We start from the raw sequence: 18242 nt of genomic DNA, 5'->3' as shown, positions 1-18242 counted from the left end.
GGAGCGGGCTTGCTCGCGAAAGCGGAGTATCAGACGACAATAATGTTGGATGTGAAGACCCTTTCGCGAGCAAGCCCGCTCCCACAGCAGATCTACAGTGTTTGTAGAATTCTCGAGGCGGGGAGGCGTAGATGCCTCCCCGGTTCGTTTATGGAAACCACATGAATATTCTGATCGTTGGGCCCAGTTGGGTCGGTGACATGGTGATGGCGCAGACACTGTTTCAGTGTCTCAAGCAGCGCCACCCGCAATGCGAAATCGACGTGCTGGCCCCCGAGTGGAGCCGGCCGATCCTTGAGCGCATGCCCGAAGTGCGCAAGGCCTTGAGCTTTCCGCTCGGCCACGGCGCGCTGGAACTGGCGACGCGCCGGCGGATCGGCAAGTCCCTGGCCGGCCAGTACGATCAGGCGATCCTGCTGCCCAACTCGATGAAGTCGGCGCTGGTGCCGTTCTTTGCCGGCATCAAGCAGCGCACCGGCTGGCGCGGCGAGTTCCGCTATGGCCTGCTCAATGATGTGCGTACGCTGGATAAAGAGCGTTATCCGCTGATGATCGAGCGCTTCATGGCGCTGGCCTATGAGCCGAACGCCGAACTGCCCAAACCCTATCCGCGCCCGAGCCTGCAAATCGACCCGGTGACCCGCGAAGCCGCGCTGGCCAAATTCGGCCTGACCCTCGACCGTCCGGTGTTGGCCCTGTGCCCCGGCGCCGAGTTCGGCGAGTCCAAGCGCTGGCCGTCCGAGCATTACGCCAAGGTCGCTGAAGCACGGATTCGTGAAGGCTGGCAGGTGTGGCTGTTCGGCTCGAAAAACGATCACGCGGTGGGCGAAGACATCCGCGCGCGGCTGATTCCCGGCCTGCGTGAAGAGTCGGTCAACCTCAGCGGCAGTACCTCGCTGGCCGAGGCGATCGACCTGATGTCCTGTGCCGACTCGGTGGTGTCCAACGACTCCGGCCTGATGCACGTCGCCGCCGCACTGAACCGCCCATTGGTGGCGGTCTACGGCTCGACCTCGCCGGGTTTCACCCCGCCGCTGGCCGAGCACGTCGAAGTCGTTCGGCTGGGGCTCGATTGCAGTCCTTGCTTCGATCGCACTTGCCGTTTCGGCCATTACAACTGCCTGCGCCAGCTGATGCCGGACGCGGTCAACGATGCCTTGCAGAAACTGCAGGGTACTGTGGTCGAGGTTCATTAAGTTGCGGGTATTGCTGATCAAGACGTCATCGCTGGGCGATGTGATTCATGCGTTGCCGGCGCTGACCGACGCGGCCCGGGCCATCCCCGGGATCAAGTTCGACTGGGTGGTGGAAGAAGGCTTCGCCGAGATTCCGACCTGGCACCCGGCCGTTGGCAAGGTGATTCCGGTGGCGATCCGCCGCTGGCGCAAAAACATCTGGAAAACCATCACCAGCGGCGAGTGGAAACGCTTCAAGCAAAGCGTGCGCGCCAGCAAATACGACCTGGTGATCGATGCCCAGGGCCTGCTGAAAAGTGCCTGGTTGACCCGTTACGTCAAAGCCCCGGTGGCCGGCCTCGATAAAGGTTCGGCGCGCGAGCCGATGGCGGCACGCTTTTACGACCGCAAGCTGGCCGTGGCGCGGGGGCAGCACGCGGTCGAGCGCGTGCGGCAGTTGTTTGCCATCGCCCTCGGTTACGACTTGCCCAAAGGCTTGGGCGATTACGGCCTCAACGTCGAGCGCCTGGTGGAATTGCCGCGCAAGAGCGCATTCGTGGTGTTTTTGCACGGCACCACGTGGGACACCAAGCACTGGCCGGAAGCCTACTGGCGCGAGCTGACCGAGCGGGTCGGCTATCTTGGCGTCGGCGTCAAGCTGCCGTGGGGCAACCCGCTGGAGAAGGCCCGCGCCGAGCGCATTGCCGCCGGGTTCAAGCATGCCGAAGTGTTGCCGAAGCTGAACCTGGCCGGCGTCGGCAAAGTCCTCGCCGGCGCCCAAGCCTGCGTGGCGGTGGACACCGGTCTCGGCCACTTGGCCGCTGCGCTGGACGTGCCGACAATTTCGCTGTTCGGCCCGACCAACCCGGGTCTGACCGGCGCCTACGGCAAGGTGCAGATTCACATGGCCAGTGATTTCCCCTGCGCCCCTTGCCTGCAAAAGAAATGCACTTACCAACCGACTGCGCAGGATGCCCGTCAGTTTGACCTGAAACGCGAGCAGCCTCTGTGCTTCACGCGTGTGAATCCCGAGCGTGTCGCCAGCCGACTGAGCACGTTGTTAATGGCTGAGGAGCTGCGCTGATGCAATTGGCATTCGTCCTGTACAAATATTTCCCGTTCGGTGGTTTGCAGCGCGACTTCATGCGCATCGCCCTCGAATGCCAGAAGCGCGGCCACCAGATCCGTGTCTACACGCTGATCTGGGAAGGTGACGTACCGCCCGGTTTCGAAGTGCTGGTGGCGCCGGTCAAGGCGTTCTTCAATCACCGTCGCAACGAGAAACTCAGCGCGTGGATGGAAGCGGACCTGGCCAAGCGTCCGGTGGACCGGCTGATCGGCTTCAACAAGATGCCCGGGCTGGACGTCTACTACGCCGCCGACGGCTGCTTCGAAGACAAGGCGCAGAACCTGCGCCACTCGCTGTACCGCCGCTGGGGTCGCTATCGCCACTTCGCCGAGTACGAGCGCGCGGTGTTCGCCAAAGATGCGAAAACCGAAGTGTTGATGATTTCCGAAGTCCAGCAGCCGCTGTTCATCAAGCATTACGACACCCCGCTTGAGCGTTTCCACCTGCTGCCGCCGGGCATTGCCCTGGATCGTCGGCGCCCGGCAGATGCCGATGAAATTCGTGCCGGCTTCCGCGCCGAATTCAATCTGAAGGATGACGAACTGCTGCTGGTGCAGATTGGTTCCGGGTTCAAGACCAAGGGCGTCGATCGCAGTCTCAAGGCGCTGGCCGCGTTGCCCGCCGAGCTGAAGAAACGCACCCGGCTGTTTGTAATCGGCCAGGATGACCCCAAATTGTTCCAGATGCAGAGTGCCACTTTGGGCCTGGGCGACAACGTGACGTTCCTCAAGGGCCGCAGCGATATCCCGCGTTTCCTGCTCGGCGCCGACCTGTTGATCCACCCGGCGTACAACGAAAACACCGGTACGGTGCTGCTCGAAGCGCTGGTGGCGGGTTTGCCGGTGCTGGTCAGCGCGGTCTGCGGTTATGCCCATTACATCGCCGAGGCGGACGCCGGGCGAGTGCTGGACGAGCCGTTCGATCAGGCGCAACTGACGCAATACCTGACTGACATGTTGAGCGACGCCTCTGCACGCGCGGCCTGGAGCCGCAATGGTCTGGCCTTCGCCGAGACGGCCGACCTCTACAGCATGCCGCAGCACGCGGCCGATGTGATTCTGGCGGAGCACGCTTAAATGAAGTTGATGCTGGCTGAACCGTTCAAGAGCCTCTGGGCCGGACGCGACCCGTTCGCCGAAGTCGAGGGCTTGCAGGGCGAGGTCTACCGCGAGCTGGAGGCTCGACGGACGCTGCGCACGGAAGTCGACGGCCACGGATTTTTCGTCAAGATCCACCGTGGCATAGGCTGGGGCGAGATCTTCAAGAACCTGCTGACCGCCAAGCTGCCGGTACTCGGCGCAGGTCAGGAGTGGAAGGCCATCCAGCGCCTGCAGGAAGTCGGCGTGCCGACCATGACCGCAGTCGCCTACGGCGAGAAGGGCAGCAACCCGGCCGATCAGCATTCGTTCATCGTCACCGAAGAGCTGGCGCCGACCATCAGCCTCGAAGACTACAGCATCGACTGGGTCAAGCAGCCGCCAGAGCCAACGCTCAAGCGTGCGCTGATCGCTGAGGTGGCGCGCATGACCGGCATGATGCACCGCGCCGGGGTCAACCATCGCGACTGCTACATCTGCCACTTTCTGCTGCACACCGATAAGCCGATCACCCCGCAGAGCTTCAAGCTCTCAGTGATCGACCTGCACCGTGCCCAGACCCGCCCGGCAATTACCCAGCGCTGGCGCAACAAGGATCTGGCGGCACTGTATTTCTCGGCGCTGGACATCGGCCTGACCCGTCGCGACAAACTGCGTTTCCTCAAAGGCTATTTCCAGCAGCCGCTACGGCAGATCCTGGCGCAAGAAGCACCGCTGCTGAGCTGGCTCGAAGGCAAGGCCAACAAGCTCTATGCGCGTAAACAGCGTTACGGGGATGCGCTCTGATGGCGGGTTGGACTCTAGAGCCGCAGTACAGCGATCTGGCCGAGGACTTCGGCAGCCTCGAGGCGGTGTTTGCCCTGCAAGGCGAACGCCTGACCCGCGATCCGCTGTCTGAAGTCATTCGCGTGCAGCGCAACGGCGTCAATTACTACGTCAAACGCTACGTCGGTGCCGGCAAGGGTTTGCGCCGTTACCTGGGCAAGCCTCGGGTGAAGATGGAGTGGCAGAACCTCAAGCGCTTCGCCAAGTGGGGTATTCCCACCGCCGAAGTGGTGGCCTGGGGCCTGGAACGACGCGGCGCCGCCTATGCCCGTGGGGCGATGATCACCCGCGAACTGCCGCGCACCGAAGACCTTTCGGCGCTGGCCGAACGCAACGATCCGAAGCTCAAGGATCGCCGCTGGGTCGATGGCATCAGCCGGCAGTTGGCCGTTTACACCCGGACCATGCACGATCAGCGCTTTACCCATAACGACCTGAAGTGGCGCAATCTGTTGATCGACGATCAGGCGCAGCTGTTTCTGATCGACTGCCCGAACGGCGATTTCTGGCGCGGCTTCTGGCTCAAATACCGAATCACCAAGGACCTGGCCTGTCTCGACAAAGTGGCCAAATATCACCTGTCGAACACCCAGCGCCTGCGCTTCTACCTGCAATACCGCGGACGTGATCGGCTCAATGCCGCCGACAAGAAACGGATTCGTCACGTGGTGAGATTTTTCGAGGGACGCGAATGACTGATTTCCTGGCCGCTGAAGACCGGGCGCTGCTTGAGCGTCATGGCCTCGGCACTTTCGATGCGCTTTGGGCCAAACAGCTCGAAGCGGTGGACGAGCCGAACACCGATGGCGGTGGCTGGAGCAGCGTGTTTCGCCTGGAGCTCGAAGGGCAGGCCTACTACCTCAAGCGTCAGAGCAATTATCTGACCCGCACCCTGCACGCGCCGTTTGGCGAACCCAGTTTTGCCCGCGAGTTTCGCAATATCAGCCGCTACAACAAGCTGGGGATTCCGGCGCTGCAAGCGGCATTTTTCGGTGAGCGCAAGGTCAAGGGCGACGTCCACGCGATCCTGCTGACCCGTGCCCTCGACGGTTGGGACGACCTTGATTCGCTGTTGCAGCGCTGGTCTGAACTGACCGCTGCGCAGCATTCGGCGATTCTCAAGGCCTGTGGACAACTGGCGCGCCAGCTGCACGGCGTGCGCCAAGTGCACGGTTGCTTCTACCCCAAACACATCTTTTTGCAGGCTGACGGCGAGCGCTACCGGGCGCAACTGATCGACCTGGAAAAGACCCGGCCCTTGTTGTTCGGTCTGCGTGATCGGGTCAAGGATCTGGAACCGCTGCTGCGTCGCGCGCCGGAGTGGAGCGAGGCGCAATTGCGCGAGTTGCTGGTGGCCTATCTCGATCAGCCAATCGACAGCTCGCTGGTCGTCCGTTGGGTTACGCGACTGACTGCACGTCGCAGTCGCAAGGAGACCCGTTGATGCGGTTGTCCGAACTGAAAAATGCCGGACGCGCGCCGAGTCTGCCGCTGACGATCACCCTCGCCGATGCGGCAGGCTCTGCGGATCTGCAGTTGCTGAGCCTGCTGCGGGTACTGCCCGGGCAGCGCTATGTCGGTGCCGGCGTGTGGCGCGGCAGGCCGGTGCTGGCCAAATTGCTGGTGGGCAGCAAGGCTGCGCGGCATTTTCAGCGCGAGCTGGCGGGCGTCAAATGGCTCGCCGAGCAAGGCCTGACCACACCGTTGCTGCTGGCCGATGGCTTGCAGGACGGTGAGGGCGGCTGGCTGTTGTTCGAATTCCTTGAAAACGCCGAAAGCCTCGGTGATGCCTGGCAGCAGGTCGAGTCGCTGCCGGTGCTGGCGGATGAGCAATCGGCGGTGCTGGCCGAGGCGCTGGGGGCCATCGGTCAACTGCATGGCAAAGGCCTGTGGCAGGAAGATCTGCACCTGGACAACCTGCTGCGCCATGGCGGTCAGTTGTACTTGATCGATGGCGCCGGGATCTGTGTCGAGACCGCCGGTCAGCCGTTGTCGCGGCAGAAGGTGCTGGAAAACCTCGGGGTGTTTTTCGCCCAGTTGCCCAAGTCGCTGGAACCGTTCACCGAAGAGTTGCTGGTGTATTACCTGCTGAGCAACAGCGAGCACGCGCTGCCGCTGGAAGCGTTGCAGAAGCAGATCGCCAAGGTTCGCGCCTGGCGCCTGAAGGACTACCTGATCAAGGTCGGCCGCGAGTGCACCTTGTTCAGTGTGCGCCGCGGTGCATTTGGCCTGCGGGCGATCCGTCGCGAGGAAGAAGCAGCGATGCTGCCGGTGCTGGATCAAGCCGATGCCCTGCTCGATCAGGGCCATCTGTACAAGACCGGCGGCGCGGCGAGCGTCGGCAAGGTCGAGGTGGCCGGGCGCACGTTGGTGATCAAGCGCTACAACATCAAAGGCTTTGCGCACTGGCTCAAGCGTTTCTGGCGCCCGAGCCGCGCGTGGCACTCGTGGCGTGAAGGCAATCGCCTGGCGTTCCTCGGCATTGCCACGCCGAAACCGCTCGCGGTACTGGAGAAGCGTTTTCTGTGGCTACGCAGCCGTGCCTATCTGGTGACCGAGTTTTTGCCGGGGCCGGACATCATCGAGCGCTTCGCACCGTACGTCGAAAGCGGCGCGGCGCCGGCATCCGAGTTGCTGGCGCTGGATCAACTGTTTGCGCGGCTGATTGCCGAACGCATCAGCCATGGCGATTTCAAGGGGCATAACCTGTTCTGGCAGGAGGATCGCTGGGCATTGATCGACCTGGATTCGATGTGTCAGCACGCGTCTGCCAGCAGTTTCGCGCCAGCCTATGCGCGGGATCGGGCGCGCTTCATGCGCAACTGGCCCGAGAGCAGCGCGCTGTATCAGGTGATCGATCAGCGGTTGCCCAAGAGCATCTCCAGCGCGGCCTGAGCCGCCTTCGCGTGCAAGCCCGCTCCCACACATTCCCCTGTAGGAGTGAGCCTGCTCGCGATGAGGCTCTAAAACCCCAAAAAATCCGCCCTCGAGCAACGACGGACAAGCACCACTGACTTGTCCTACAGCTTCTCCGGAAGCCATGAACTGTGCCCACTCCAGCCCCGATGCTAGTTTGCCCTGACCACTTGGGAGCGCATAACTTGACCATCAAAAAGGCTGTAGCACTGAGCGCCTGCTCATGGGTTTTATCCGGTTGCGGCACCGCCGCCTCGGTGCTGCAAATGGACGCCGACGCCGCCCGCGACCTGCGTAAACAGAAAACCTACTGTCAGTCGATTCCACGGATCTACAGCGGTCTGGCGTTTGATTTCTGCGTACTGAATGCCCCGCCTGACCCGACTGGCGTGCTGCTGCCGTTCGTGCTGCTGGATCTGCCGCTGTCGGGTGTGCTGGACACGGTGGTGCTGCCGTACACGATTTATCGTCAGGCCAGTGATGGCAACCTTGGTATCTATTGGCGGCAGCGCGGTTATTGAGCCTGAGCACAAGGTTTATCCAGCCCAATCAACCTGGGGTAATTCGCACAGGGTCATTCCCGCCACGTTTACGCTATAATCCCGCCCTTTAGCTGTCTCTCGCCCGGTGCGAGGGCACATCAATTTTCAAGGCGCATCGCGCCTGAATGCAGACTAAAGAGGCTAGACCCTGTGGCATTGACGATTCTTGGCCTGTCCGGCGCCCTTAGCCATGACCCTTCAGCCGCCTTGTACATCGACGGCAAGCTGGTGGCGGCGGCTGAAGAAGAGCGCTTCGTCCGCGATAAGCATGCAAAGAACCGCATGCCCTACGAATCGGCGAAGTTCTGCCTGGAGCAGGCCGGTATCAAGCCGTCCGACGTTGACGTGGTGGCGATTCCGTTCGCTCCGATCAGCCTGTTCGGCAAGGCCCGCTGGCAGTACGCCAAGCGTTACTGGTACGCCCCGGATCGTGCACTCGACGCGATCCTGATGGGCAACCGTCGCTACAAGCGTTATCGCAACAAGATCGTCTGGTGCCTGGAGCAACTGGGTTTTGATCCGAAGAAGATCAAGATCGAGCCGGTCGAGCACCACTTGGCTCACGCCTCCAGCGCCTACCACTGCTCGGGTTTCAAAGAGAAAACCGCGATCCTCGGTATCGACGGCAAGGGCGAATACGCCACGACTTTCTTCGGTTATGGCGAAAACGGCAAGATCCACAAGATCAAGGAATTCTTTGATCCGGACTCCCTCGGCGGCCTGTACGGCGCGATCACCGAGTTCCTTGGTTTCGACATGCTGGACGGTGAGTTCAAAGTCATGGGCATGGCGCCGTACGGTGACGCCAGCAAATATGATTTCTCGCGTCTGGCCTCGTTCGAGAACGGCGAGCTGGTGATCAACACCGACTACGCCAACGTGATCGGCCTGCGTCGCTACAAGGAAAAAGGCAAGGGTTACTACTTCTCGCCGAAACTGATCGAGTGGCTGGGTCCCAAGCGCGAAGGCGACATCGCCGACGAACCTTACATCCACTACGCCGCCAGCATTCAAGCGCTGTTCGAAAAAATCGCGCTGCAGATGATCGACTACTACCTGGGCGACGTGCTCAAGGAAACCGGCAAACTGGCCTACGCCGGTGGCTGTGCGTTGAACGTCAAGCTCAACCAGAAAATCATCGCGCGCGATGACGTCAAAGAGCTGTTCGTACAGCCTGCTTCCGGCGACGCCGGCACCGCGGTTGGCGCGGCGGCCTATGTGTCCAACGCCCGTGGCGTGCCGGTCGAGAAGATGGAACACGTCTACCTCGGCCCGTCGTACAGCAACGAAGACGTGATCGCTGCGTGCGCCCGTCACGAGAACAAGCCGACCTGGCGCAAGCTCGACAACATGCCGGAGCAGATCGCCAAAATCATGGTCGATGGCAACCCGGTGGCCTGGTTCCAGGGCCGCATGGAGTTCGGTCCGCGTGCACTGGGTGGTCGTTCGATCATCGGTTGCCCGAGCGTGGCCGGGGTGGCTGACCGCATCAACCACCAGATCAAGTTCCGCGAGCGCTGGAGGCCTTTCTGCCCGTCGATGCTCGACACCGTGGCTCCGCAGATGATCAAGATCGATCACCCGGCGCCGTTCATGACCTTCACCTTCGAAGTGGCGGAAGAGTGGAAGACCCGCGTGCCGGAAGTCGTTCACGAAGACGGTACTTCCCGTGCCCAGGTGCTCAAGCGCGAATACAACCCGCGCTACTACGACATGATGAAGGCGCTGGAAGTGCTGACCGGCAACGGCGTGTCGCTGAACACCTCGCTGAACCGCCGTGGTGAACCGATGATCTGCTCGCCGACCGACGCCCTGAACATGTTCTTCGGCTCCGATCTGCAGTACCTGATCATGGAAGACATTCTGGTGGTCAAAGAGGGCGCAAACGCTTATGACTCGCTCGGCTGAACGCCATGTGCTGCAGTTCTGTCACGGCTATGACGGGCCGTTCCTCGACTGCGCACGGCAGTACGCCAGCCTGTTCGCGGGCACCGGTTATCGGGTGACCACGGTCTTTCTGACCGGGGCCGCCGATAGCGAGGTGGCTGCAGCGTGTGCTTCCGATGAAGTGTTGTTCATGGAATACAGCTCCAAGGCCATTCGTGGCCTGAAGCTGGGCGCCATCGGCGATCTGCGCAAGATCGCCGCTTCACGCAATTTCAGTTTCTGCATCGCCCATCGCTTCAAGCCGATCTATATCGCCTTGCTCGGCACCTCGCTGCCGGTGATTGGCGTGCACCACGCGTTTGACGATTACAAACGCGGTACGCGCAAACTGTTTGCGCAGATTTTCCGCAAACGCCTGAGCCTGCTCGGCGTGTCCGACGCGGTGCGCGACGACATGCGTCGTTGCCTGCCGAAATGGCCGTCCACCCGCATCCAGACCCTGTACAACCGCATCGATGTGCCGGCCTTGCAGGCCAGTCAGGTGTCGGCCCGCGAAGCGCGCGAAACCCTCGGGCTGGCGGCGGATGCATTCATTGTCGGCAACGTCGGTCGTCTGCACCCGGACAAGGATCAGGCCACGCTGCTGCACGGTTTTGCTGCGGCGTTGCCGGGACTGCCGGGCAACAGCCAACTGGTGATTCTCGGCAAGGGGCGCCTGGAGCAGGACCTGAAGGAATTGGCGCGCGAACTGGGTATCGGTGACCGGGTGCTGTTTCTCGGTCAGGTGCCGGAGGCGCGCAACTACTTTCGCGCCTTCGATGTGTTTGCCCTGAGCTCCGACCACGAACCGTTCGGCATGGTGCTGCTGGAGGCCATGGCCGCCGGCGTGCCTTTGCTCGCTACGGCGTGTGGCGGGGCGAAGGAAGTGGTCGAAGGCGTGGGCATCCTGTTTCCGTTGGGCGATGCCGAACACCTTGCACAAGGCCTGCAGCATCTGGCGGGTATGGATGATCAGCAGCGCCGGCAGTGCGCCGAGCTGATGCTCGATCGCCTGCGTGAGCGTTTCTCCGACCGTGCGGTGCGCGACACCTTCTGGCGTCTGCCGCAAGTTACCGATCTGGCACCGAGGGGCTGATGCTCAACCGATTTCAAGGCTGGCGCGAACGTGGCTGGTCGCCCGTTGACGCCTCCACCTATGCAACTGCCTGGCAGCGTTTTGGCGGCAGCGTCGCGACCCATCCGCTGGTGGTCGAGCGTCTGGCCGCGCTGGCCGGCATCCCGGTGCGCTATCTGGCGTGGGAGCAAGGCGGCGAAGTCAAAGCGGCGATCCCGACCTGGGGCCGCGATCTGGCGCTGTCCAAGGACGTGCTCAAGCGCAATGGCAAAAAAGGCCTGTTCGACCTCGGCAATGCCGAACTGATCCTGCCGGCTGCCGTCGATGCCCAGGCACCGCTGCGTCATCGCGCGCGCTACCTGTCGGCACTCAACGAAAACCGCTTCAGCGGCATGAAGTTGCAGACCGAACAACTGGCCATGGCGCGTACTCCCGAAGAGTTGTCGAAGAAGTTTCGCTACAACCAGCGCCGTGAGTTGCGCCTGCTGGAAGAGGCGGGCGGTGTGGTGCGTGCGGTCGGCGAGTTCTCCAGCGCCGAACTGGCGGCGATCTACTGCGATCTGTTCCAGCGCCGCTGGGGCTTTCCGGCCACTGGCGCGGCGCGCATGGCCGAAGTCATCGAGCTGCTGCGCGAACTGCTGATCGGTTCGGTGATCTTCCTCAACGATGCGCCCATCGCCATTCAACTGGTGTACCGCGTCGAAGCGCCGGAGTGGATCAGCGTCGAGTACATCAACGGCGGCGTTGATCCCGAAACCCGCGAATTCAGCCCCGGCAGCGTGTTGAGCTTCCTCAATACGCAAAGCGCCTGGGAACACGCCCGGGCACTGAACAAGCCGCTGCGGTTTTCCTTCGGTCGCGCCGACCGTGAATACAAGGACCGCTGGTGCAATCCTGTGCCGGTGTTCACCGTATGAGTCAGCCCATGAGCCGCAAACAGCAACTGCTCAAGCGTCATCGTCGCAACAAACGCATCACCTTGCTGATCGCCCTGATCGCTTTGATTGCGCTCGGTGTGCTGGTCGCGTGGTGGTTGCCGCTGGTGCTTGCGGTGCTCGGCTGGATCGCCCACGAGGCGTGGTTTGCCGATCATCTGTTCTATTCGCCGAAAGACGATTACCAGTACAGCTTTCCACCATTCACTCCGCAGCCGAAGGTCCATCTGAACGGCGAGCAATTGCGCCTGGACGAGGGCGTGATGCTGGTAGACGAGGCCACGCTGATTCTCTCGGTGCGGGTCAAAAGCAGCTGGCTCGGACGCTTCTTCGATCCGCGCGTCGAACTGTTTGGAGGAACGAATCCGGATGCGCAAACCTTCGAGCGCGGCGTCAATGGCCTGCGTTACCTGAACCTCAGCGGTCAGGCGCAAGCCCTGTCGCAAGGCCGGTTGCGTCTGCGCGGGCGGTTCTGTCGGGTGGCCGGCGAGCCGGTGCTGTGGGCGCTGGAGCAACCGGATTATCGTCGTCAACGGGTGATGGTGATCGCGCCGCATGCCGACGATGCTGAGCTCGCGGCGTATGGCTTGTACAGCCAGGCCGAAGAAGCCTGGATCGTCACCCTGACCGCTGGCGAGATCGAAGCCGAACATTATCAGCGGATGGGCATGAACAAGGTCGAGGCGGCGCGGCTCAAGGGGCGTCTGCGTGCCTGGGACAGTCTTGCCGTGCCGCGTTGGGCGGGTGTGCCGCAGGAACATTGCGTGCAGCTCGGTTACTTCTGCCTGCAACTGGCGGCGATGCAGGCCGCGCCGAATCAGGCGGTGGGTTCGCGGGAAGCAGACTTGAACGACACGCGACTGTTTCGCCAGTTGAACCCGTTCACTTTGCCGGGCGATGCCGATGGGGCGCCGACCTGGAACAATCTGCTGGCTGACCTGCGTGAAGTGCTGTTGCGCGCGCGTCCGGACGTGATCGTATTGCCGCATCCGACGCTCGATCCGCACCCTGACCATATCTGCGCCCAGCAAGCGGTCTTGCAGGCCTTGCACGATCTGGACTGGCAGCCGACGTTGCTCGGTTACGCCAACCATTTGCACGACAACGACCGCTGGCCGATGGGCAACACCGGGCAGGGCATTGCGCTGCCGCCGGCCTTCGATTCGGCCGTGGCGATGCAGCCGTTGTGCCTGCCGTTGTCGATCGAGTTGCAGCGGGACAAAGCCATGGCGCTGGGCATGATGCATGACCTGCAGCCACCGGCTCCGTTCAAGCGCCGCCTGCGCCGAGTGATTCAGCGCCTGCTGGCGGGGCGGGTAACCTCGGTGTACGGGGAAAACGAATTTTTTCGAAAAGCGGTCAGACGCCAGGAATTGTTCTGGTTATTGAAGCACGGTGAGCCGGGCGATCAGCGGGGAGAGTCATGAGTCAACGGTCCAAGGTGTTGCAGCTGCAACCCGACTACAACGTCAAAGCCCATGATTTCGCCGACCTGGCCGAGCAGATCGTCAAGGCGTTGCCTTCGGATCGGTATGAGGTCACCGCCGCGTTCCTGCGCGGCAAGCCGGGGCCGGGCGAGCCGGTCAGCCGCGCCGACCGTTCGGTGTACTTCGAGTTTTCCGACAAGTCGCTCAAGGGCATGCGCCTGCGGGCGATGTGGCAGCTGTACAAGTTCTGTCGCCGGGAAAAGTTCGACGTGGTGATCTGCAACCGCTTCAAACCGGTGAACATGATGCTCGCGCTCAACCGTTGGTTGAAGGTGCCGCTGTGCATCGGCATCTCCCACGGTTTCGGTGAGTACGACCGCTTTTACCGACGTCGCCAGACTCAGCGCCTGATCGACCGCCACTGGCGTTTCGTCGGCGTGTCGCCGGCGGTCAAACAGTATCTGCTGGACTGCGATTGCGGCTTCACCGACCAGAACACCTACGCGATTACCAATGCCATCGACATTGAACAGGCCGAAGGCTTGCAGCACAGCCGCGAAAAAGCCCGCGAGCTGTTGGGCATTGACCCGAATGTGCGCTTGATCGGCGCACTGGGGCGACTGGTGTCGGTCAAGGGCCACACCTATCTGTTGCAGGCGTTTGCTGCGCTGAAAGACAAATACCCGAACACGCAATTGGCGATCATCGGTGCCGGGCGCCTGCAAGCGCCACTGGCGGCCGAGATCGAGCAACTGGGCCTGAGCGGCCGTGCACACCTGCTGGGTTTCAAGGAAAACGCACTGCAATACGTGCGTGCGTTCGATATCTGGACCATGCCGTCGCTGGCCGAAGGCCTGGGGTTGGCGTTGCTCGAAGGGATGAGCGGCCACTTGCCGGTGATCGCCTCGAACGTGCCGGCCATGTTGCCGCTGATCGAGGGTGCCGGCGGGCTGGCGATCACGCCCAAGGATGTGCCGAGCCTGGTCGCCGCGCTGGATAACTATCTGGCGCTGTCGGACGACGAACTCAAGGCCAAGGGCGAGCAGGCCTACCGCTATCTGCAGGAGCAACACGACATCGAGGTGTTCCGTCAGGAATACCTGGACCTGATCGACTCTGGCCTGGAACAGGCTCGCAAGGAGCAGCCATGAGCGAAGAACAAGCCACGAGCGAAGCAAACGCCCTCGTCACCGTGATCATCGCCTCGTACAACCATGGCCCGTACATTGAGGAAAGCATCCTCAGCGTCCTCAACCAGAGCTACAAGAACATCGAACTGCTGGTGGTCGATGACGGTTCGAAGGATGACAGCGTCGAGCGCATCAACGCGTTGCAGGCGCAGTACGGTTTCGATTTTCGCGTGCAGCAGAATCAGGGGCTGACCAATACGCTAAACGGTGCCATTGCCCGCGCGAAGGGCAGCCTGATCGTACCGTTCGGCTCCGACGACATCATGTACCCGGAGCGTATCGCCACCCAGGTGGCGTACATGGACGGTAAGCCCGAGGTCGGAATCTGCGCCGGCAACATCGAGTTGATGCATGCCGACGGCAGCCTTTACCCGGAGAAGCGTCAGCGCCGCGACGTGCCGTTCCGCCGCCTCGATTTCGATGACATGTTCCTGGAGCGCAAGCCTTATCCACCGGCACCGACCCTGATGATCCGTCGGGAGGCGCTGGAAAAGGTGGGGGGGTTCGATCCGTCGATTCGTCTTGAGGACCTGTACATCGAGCTGAAGGTGACCCGTGCCGGTTACTTCATCGATGGCCTGAACGTGGTGATGGCGCGCTATCGCAAACACGCCACCAACTCGTACAAGAATCATCGCTTCATGATCGAGAACATTCTGCGCACTTACGCACTGTTCAGTGATCATCCGCTGTACGACGAAGTACGCTTCAAGGCGCTGAACTCGATGTTCCTCAAGACCGCCAACCGCAATCGCAAGCTGGCCCGCGAGCTGTTGGCGCAGATCCCGTTCAAGGCCTGGAACAAGAAGACCTGGCGCGGCCTGGGGCGCTTGCTTTTTTCCCCGCTGGAAAAGGACTGAGGTAACGGTCGCTCGCACTCAGCGAGCGACTTTCTCCGACAGGCGCTTTTCGCCCTTCTGGCGCTGGCGCAACCAGTGCAGAACCTTCTTGCCGGCAGCCATGCCCGGTTGCTCGATATAGAGGAACGTCGCGCTGCTGATCAGAATCAGCAAGCATGTGCAGACCGCCACCAAGGGCAGGTACACCGAGGTTTCCCGCGCATCGATGTCCAGCAGCAGTGGCAGCCGTTGCACCATCAGCCACAGGACGAAACCGTGCAGCAGATAGGTGCTGTAGCTGATTTCGCCGAGCCAGCGAATGCTGCGTGGCTTCAGCGCGCCGAACAGGTTGTTGCCGGACGCCACGATCACGAAAAACAGCCCCAGCAGAAACAGCGGTGCAGCCTTGAACGCTCGACTGAACGCGGTGAACGCAATCAGCAGCGCAAGCACGGCGATGATGCTCGCCAGGCGCGACTGGCTCCATGCCACAAGCGCCGGCCGGCGAATCCAGTACGCGGCGGCGATGCCACCGAGAAAGCTCGCCAGAAAGTGCTTTTTCAGCGAATGCTCCCAGCCGATGAACTGGTACAGCGCGTAGATGCCGATCAGGCACAGCACCACTTGCAACCAACTGCCTCGATAGATGAACACCAGCCCGGCCAGTGGCAGCGCCAGGTAGAAAAACACCTCATAGGCCAGCGTCCAGGTGACGTTGGATATCAGCATGCCCGAGTGGCGGTACTGGTTGATGTCCGGTCGGTCGAAGGTCAGCCAGGCGAGAATCTGCTTGAACAGTTCCAGGCCAGGCTCTTTCAGTTGCCAGTTCTGCAAGTGGAAGATCGAAACGAACACCAGCACCATCAGCGGCAGGTACAGCGGGTACAGGCGAAATACCCGTGAGACGCCGAAAGCCAGCCAGTCGTGGTCGCGTCCTTGCGCAAGCAGGCGGCTCCAGAACAGAAACCCGGTGATCATGAAGAACAGCGCAACGCTGCCCTGGCCGAGCATCGAATAGAAGTTGCTCGGGGGGAAATCGATCACCCCGGTGCGCAAGAAGATCCAGGTAATGATCGAGTGGTGCACGAATACACCAAACGCCAGGTAGCCGCGCAGGCCGTCGATGCTGGCATAACGGCTTTCGCCGGAATGCTGCAGGTGCCGGGCGATTTTCGGTACCGCGCGCAACAACAGGGCGGAGGTGACGATGGCCAGCAGATAGGCGACCAGCGCAAATAGGGGATTAGTTTCGTTCATCAGTGAACTCGGGCCGCAGTGTTGCCGGCCAGCACTTGCCTGTGCAGATTTTCAACCGCGGATTTAGACGCCGTCATGGCGTACCCCTGGAGCAACGCATCGAGGTGATCCTCGAACAACCAGCGTTTGTCGACAGTGTAACGTTGCATATGACGCAAATTCCGTTGGCGCAGGGAGAGACTGAGCGGGGTAGGGTAGATACGCAGGTCGGCCAGATCAATCAGCCCGAATTCGCCATCTTCCAGTACCAGCACATTGCCCAGATGCAGCGAGCGGAAATACACGCCTTTCTCGTGCAGTTGCGCCATGAATTTGCCAAAGCGCTCTACCAACGCCTGACGTACCGCCGGGGCGGTAATGCTCTGCAGCACCTGACGCAGGGTGTGGCCCGGCAATGGTGAGTAATGCACGGCGCTGCTGCCATCGTCCAGGCGGTACAGATTCGATACTGGTGGGGTCGGAATGCCCATCTGACGCAATTGTTCACTGTTGACCGCGAAGCGTTCGGAGTAGGGATTGAAACTGCCGGAGGTGTACCAGCGGCGTCGGCGGAACAGTTTGAGGAAGCTGCCGTCGCTCAGGCGCAGGACTTTCGGGCCGAGGCCGTCTTCTTCAATGATCTGCGCTTCGCGGCTCAATTGCTCAAGGTCTGCCGCGGCGAGCTTTTGCACCGGCAGGGTCAACAGGCGACGCGCGCGCTGATTGATGCTCAGCGCCGCGATCAGCGCCAGCGGGATCCACAGCAGGAACCAGTGCTCCTTGGGCCGCGAGATGATTCCACCGCCTTCGGTCAGTCCTGCACCAATACCGAACACCAGCCAGGTCGAGGCAATGATCAGCATGGGCTGCACGCGCTGGCGCCAACTGCTCAGCAGGCCCCAGAGCAGAAAAAACAACCAGGGCAGCAAGCCGATGATGCCGACGTAATACAGAACCCCCAAGACAAAACTGTGCGGCTCCTGAAAGCTGACACCGTTGCCGGGATCGACGGCCAAGGTGGCGCTGTAGCCGTGACCGATCCATGGATGATCAGCAATCATGTGCAGCACTTTCTGCCAGATTTCCAGGCGGTAGGAGTCGCCACGCTCGGTGATCATCTGCCCAAACAGCATGACAACGGTCACACCGCTCAAGGCCAGGGCGATCAGCAGCCCCACCGAGCGTCGGTTCCAGCAAATGAAACACAGCCACAGTGCTGCCATGGTCAGCGCCACCAGCGGGGTTCTGGAGCCGGTACCGATCACCGCCATGAACATGATGGCCATCGCCGGCACGCTGAGCCACATCATCCGGCGGCGTTTGCAGGTCATGGTCACGCTCAGCCAGTAGGCACTGAAGAACCCGAACAGGTGCGAACTGAGCAGTGGATTGTCGAAGGCGCCACCGCCGATCAGGCGCATCCCCGGTTCATAGACCCGGGCGAACATGAACAGGAAAATGGTGGTGGCAATCAGGGCGACCAGCGCTGCGCCGAACATCAAGGGTTGAAGGATATCGCTGCGGTAGCGCACCAGCAGGTAGCAGCCGGCGAACAACAGCAGGGTATGCAGTGGCGGCTTGAGCATTCCGCCGAAAGGTTCACCGCCCGGTCCCCAGGACAGACTGAGCAAGGCCCACGCCGCAAACAGCAGAACCGCGATGAAAATCGGCTCGCGCAGCAACTCTCTGAGCTCGCGCGGGCGCAGGCACAATGCGATCAATGTCGGAATGCTGAACAGTCCGTAAAACAGCTTGTGATGCAGGCTTCGGCCCGGCAAAAAGAACAGCGCGCACAGGAGCAGGAAATAGCCGGCGGGAAGTATCCACAGGCTGATGAAATCGAAAATCCGGTTGGACGTACTGCTGAAGCCGCTGAGTTGCATGCTGTGAGATTCATTCCTGAGGTTGATCGACCATTCGAGTGATGGCT

General features: G+C 61.5%; 16 protein-coding genes. 14 read left to right on the top strand and 2 right to left on the bottom strand.

Annotated features, from left to right (window positions below):
* Positions 1 to 161 precede the first annotated feature (161 nt).
* From waaF to U862_RS0109575, 14 genes are all read left to right on the top strand, one after another.
* Positions 162 to 1196: a lipopolysaccharide heptosyltransferase II gene (gene waaF, locus U862_RS0109640; RefSeq protein WP_025110212.1), complete on the top strand. Its 1035-nt coding sequence runs from the start codon at positions 162 to 164 to the stop codon at positions 1194 to 1196.
* Position 1197: 1 nt separating this feature from the next.
* Positions 1198 to 2259, top strand: a complete 1062-nt coding sequence (gene waaC, locus U862_RS0109635) for a lipopolysaccharide heptosyltransferase I (protein ID WP_025110211.1) — start codon at positions 1198 to 1200, stop codon at positions 2257 to 2259.
* Positions 2259 to 3380 carry a glycosyltransferase family 4 protein gene (locus tag U862_RS0109630; protein ID WP_025110210.1) on the top strand — a complete coding sequence of 374 codons (1122 nt, stop codon included), beginning with the start codon at positions 2259 to 2261 and terminating at the stop codon, positions 3378 to 3380. The genes waaC and U862_RS0109630 overlap by 1 nt, the downstream gene beginning before the upstream one ends.
* The gene (gene rfaP / locus U862_RS0109625; RefSeq protein ID WP_025110209.1) at positions 3381 to 4187 is read left to right on the top strand and encodes a lipopolysaccharide core heptose(I) kinase RfaP; all 807 of its coding nucleotides are present in this window, start codon (positions 3381 to 3383) and stop codon (positions 4185 to 4187) included.
* Positions 4187 to 4921, top strand: coding sequence for a lipopolysaccharide kinase InaA family protein (locus U862_RS0109620; RefSeq protein ID WP_025110208.1), 735 nt, complete (start codon positions 4187 to 4189; stop codon positions 4919 to 4921). Before rfaP ends, U862_RS0109620 begins: the two co-directional genes overlap by 1 nt.
* Positions 4918 to 5670: a lipopolysaccharide kinase InaA family protein gene (locus U862_RS0109615; protein WP_025110207.1), complete on the top strand. Its 753-nt coding sequence runs from the start codon at positions 4918 to 4920 to the stop codon at positions 5668 to 5670. Before U862_RS0109620 ends, U862_RS0109615 begins: the two co-directional genes overlap by 4 nt.
* Positions 5670 to 7121, top strand: a complete 1452-nt coding sequence (locus tag U862_RS0109610) for a lipopolysaccharide kinase InaA family protein (protein ID WP_025110206.1) — start codon at positions 5670 to 5672, stop codon at positions 7119 to 7121. The genes U862_RS0109615 and U862_RS0109610 overlap by 1 nt, the downstream gene beginning before the upstream one ends.
* Positions 7122 to 7327: 206 nt before the next feature.
* Positions 7328 to 7663 carry a YceK/YidQ family lipoprotein gene (locus U862_RS0109605; protein WP_025110205.1) on the top strand — a complete coding sequence of 112 codons (336 nt, stop codon included), beginning with the start codon at positions 7328 to 7330 and terminating at the stop codon, positions 7661 to 7663.
* A gap of 171 nt (positions 7664 to 7834) precedes the next feature.
* Complete coding sequence (locus U862_RS0109600) at positions 7835 to 9592, top strand: carbamoyltransferase (protein ID WP_025110204.1); 1758 nt, start codon at positions 7835 to 7837, stop codon at positions 9590 to 9592.
* Positions 9576 to 10706, top strand: a complete 1131-nt coding sequence (locus U862_RS0109595; protein ID WP_025110203.1) for a glycosyltransferase — start codon at positions 9576 to 9578, stop codon at positions 10704 to 10706. Before U862_RS0109600 ends, U862_RS0109595 begins: the two co-directional genes overlap by 17 nt.
* A complete protein-coding gene (locus tag U862_RS0109590) occupies positions 10706 to 11602 on the top strand; it encodes an antimicrobial resistance protein Mig-14 (RefSeq protein ID WP_025110202.1) in 897 nt (298 codons plus the stop codon). The genes U862_RS0109595 and U862_RS0109590 overlap by 1 nt, the downstream gene beginning before the upstream one ends.
* Before the next feature lie 8 nt (positions 11603 to 11610).
* The gene (locus tag U862_RS0109585) at positions 11611 to 13047 is read left to right on the top strand and encodes a PIG-L deacetylase family protein (protein WP_025110201.1); all 1437 of its coding nucleotides are present in this window, start codon (positions 11611 to 11613) and stop codon (positions 13045 to 13047) included.
* A complete protein-coding gene (locus tag U862_RS0109580) occupies positions 13044 to 14198 on the top strand; it encodes a glycosyltransferase family 4 protein (RefSeq protein WP_025110200.1) in 1155 nt (384 codons plus the stop codon). Before U862_RS0109585 ends, U862_RS0109580 begins: the two co-directional genes overlap by 4 nt.
* Complete coding sequence (locus U862_RS0109575; RefSeq protein WP_025110199.1) at positions 14195 to 15097, top strand: glycosyltransferase; 903 nt, start codon at positions 14195 to 14197, stop codon at positions 15095 to 15097. Before U862_RS0109580 ends, U862_RS0109575 begins: the two co-directional genes overlap by 4 nt.
* An 18-nt stretch (positions 15098 to 15115) precedes the next feature.
* Here U862_RS0109575 and U862_RS0109570 read toward each other — a convergent pair whose 3' ends face one another.
* Positions 15116 to 16333 (bottom strand): acyltransferase, encoded by a 1218-nt coding sequence (locus tag U862_RS0109570; protein ID WP_025110198.1) that lies wholly within the window; start codon positions 16331 to 16333, stop codon positions 15116 to 15118.
* Positions 16333 to 18195: a bifunctional O-antigen ligase/aminoglycoside phosphotransferase family protein gene (locus tag U862_RS0109565; RefSeq protein ID WP_025110197.1), complete on the bottom strand. Its 1863-nt coding sequence runs from the start codon at positions 18193 to 18195 to the stop codon at positions 16333 to 16335. Before U862_RS0109565 ends, U862_RS0109570 begins: the two co-directional genes overlap by 1 nt.
* Positions 18196 to 18242: the final 47 nt, after the last annotated feature.

Origin of the sequence: Pseudomonas sp. H1h, from assembly GCF_000633255.1 — a bacterium.
Taxonomy (GTDB): domain Bacteria; phylum Pseudomonadota; class Gammaproteobacteria; order Pseudomonadales; family Pseudomonadaceae; genus Aquipseudomonas.
The sequence above is the reverse complement of the archived record's forward strand: the minus strand, read 5'-3'. Positions and strand labels throughout refer to the sequence as shown.

Coding starts and splice junctions, on each gene's coding strand:
- U862_RS0109610 (WP_025110206.1), top strand. CDS start 5,670: ATGCGGTTGTCCGAACTGAAAAATGCCGGACGCGCGCCGAGTCTGCCG.
- U862_RS0109575 (WP_025110199.1), top strand. CDS start 14,195: ATGAGCGAAGAACAAGCCACGAGCGAAGCAAACGCCCTCGTCACCGTG.
- U862_RS0109630 (WP_025110210.1), top strand. CDS start 2,259: ATGCAATTGGCATTCGTCCTGTACAAATATTTCCCGTTCGGTGGTTTG.
- rfaP (WP_025110209.1), top strand. CDS start 3,381: ATGAAGTTGATGCTGGCTGAACCGTTCAAGAGCCTCTGGGCCGGACGC.
- waaF (WP_025110212.1), top strand. CDS start 162: ATGAATATTCTGATCGTTGGGCCCAGTTGGGTCGGTGACATGGTGATG.
- U862_RS0109585 (WP_025110201.1), top strand. CDS start 11,611: ATGAGCCGCAAACAGCAACTGCTCAAGCGTCATCGTCGCAACAAACGC.
- U862_RS0109565 (WP_025110197.1), bottom strand. CDS start 18,195: ATGCAACTCAGCGGCTTCAGCAGTACGTCCAACCGGATTTTCGATTTC.
- U862_RS0109570 (WP_025110198.1), bottom strand. CDS start 16,333: ATGAACGAAACTAATCCCCTATTTGCGCTGGTCGCCTATCTGCTGGCC.
- U862_RS0109580 (WP_025110200.1), top strand. CDS start 13,044: ATGAGTCAACGGTCCAAGGTGTTGCAGCTGCAACCCGACTACAACGTC.
- U862_RS0109615 (WP_025110207.1), top strand. CDS start 4,918: ATGACTGATTTCCTGGCCGCTGAAGACCGGGCGCTGCTTGAGCGTCAT.
- U862_RS0109590 (WP_025110202.1), top strand. CDS start 10,706: ATGCTCAACCGATTTCAAGGCTGGCGCGAACGTGGCTGGTCGCCCGTT.
- U862_RS0109620 (WP_025110208.1), top strand. CDS start 4,187: ATGGCGGGTTGGACTCTAGAGCCGCAGTACAGCGATCTGGCCGAGGAC.
- U862_RS0109595 (WP_025110203.1), top strand. CDS start 9,576: ATGACTCGCTCGGCTGAACGCCATGTGCTGCAGTTCTGTCACGGCTAT.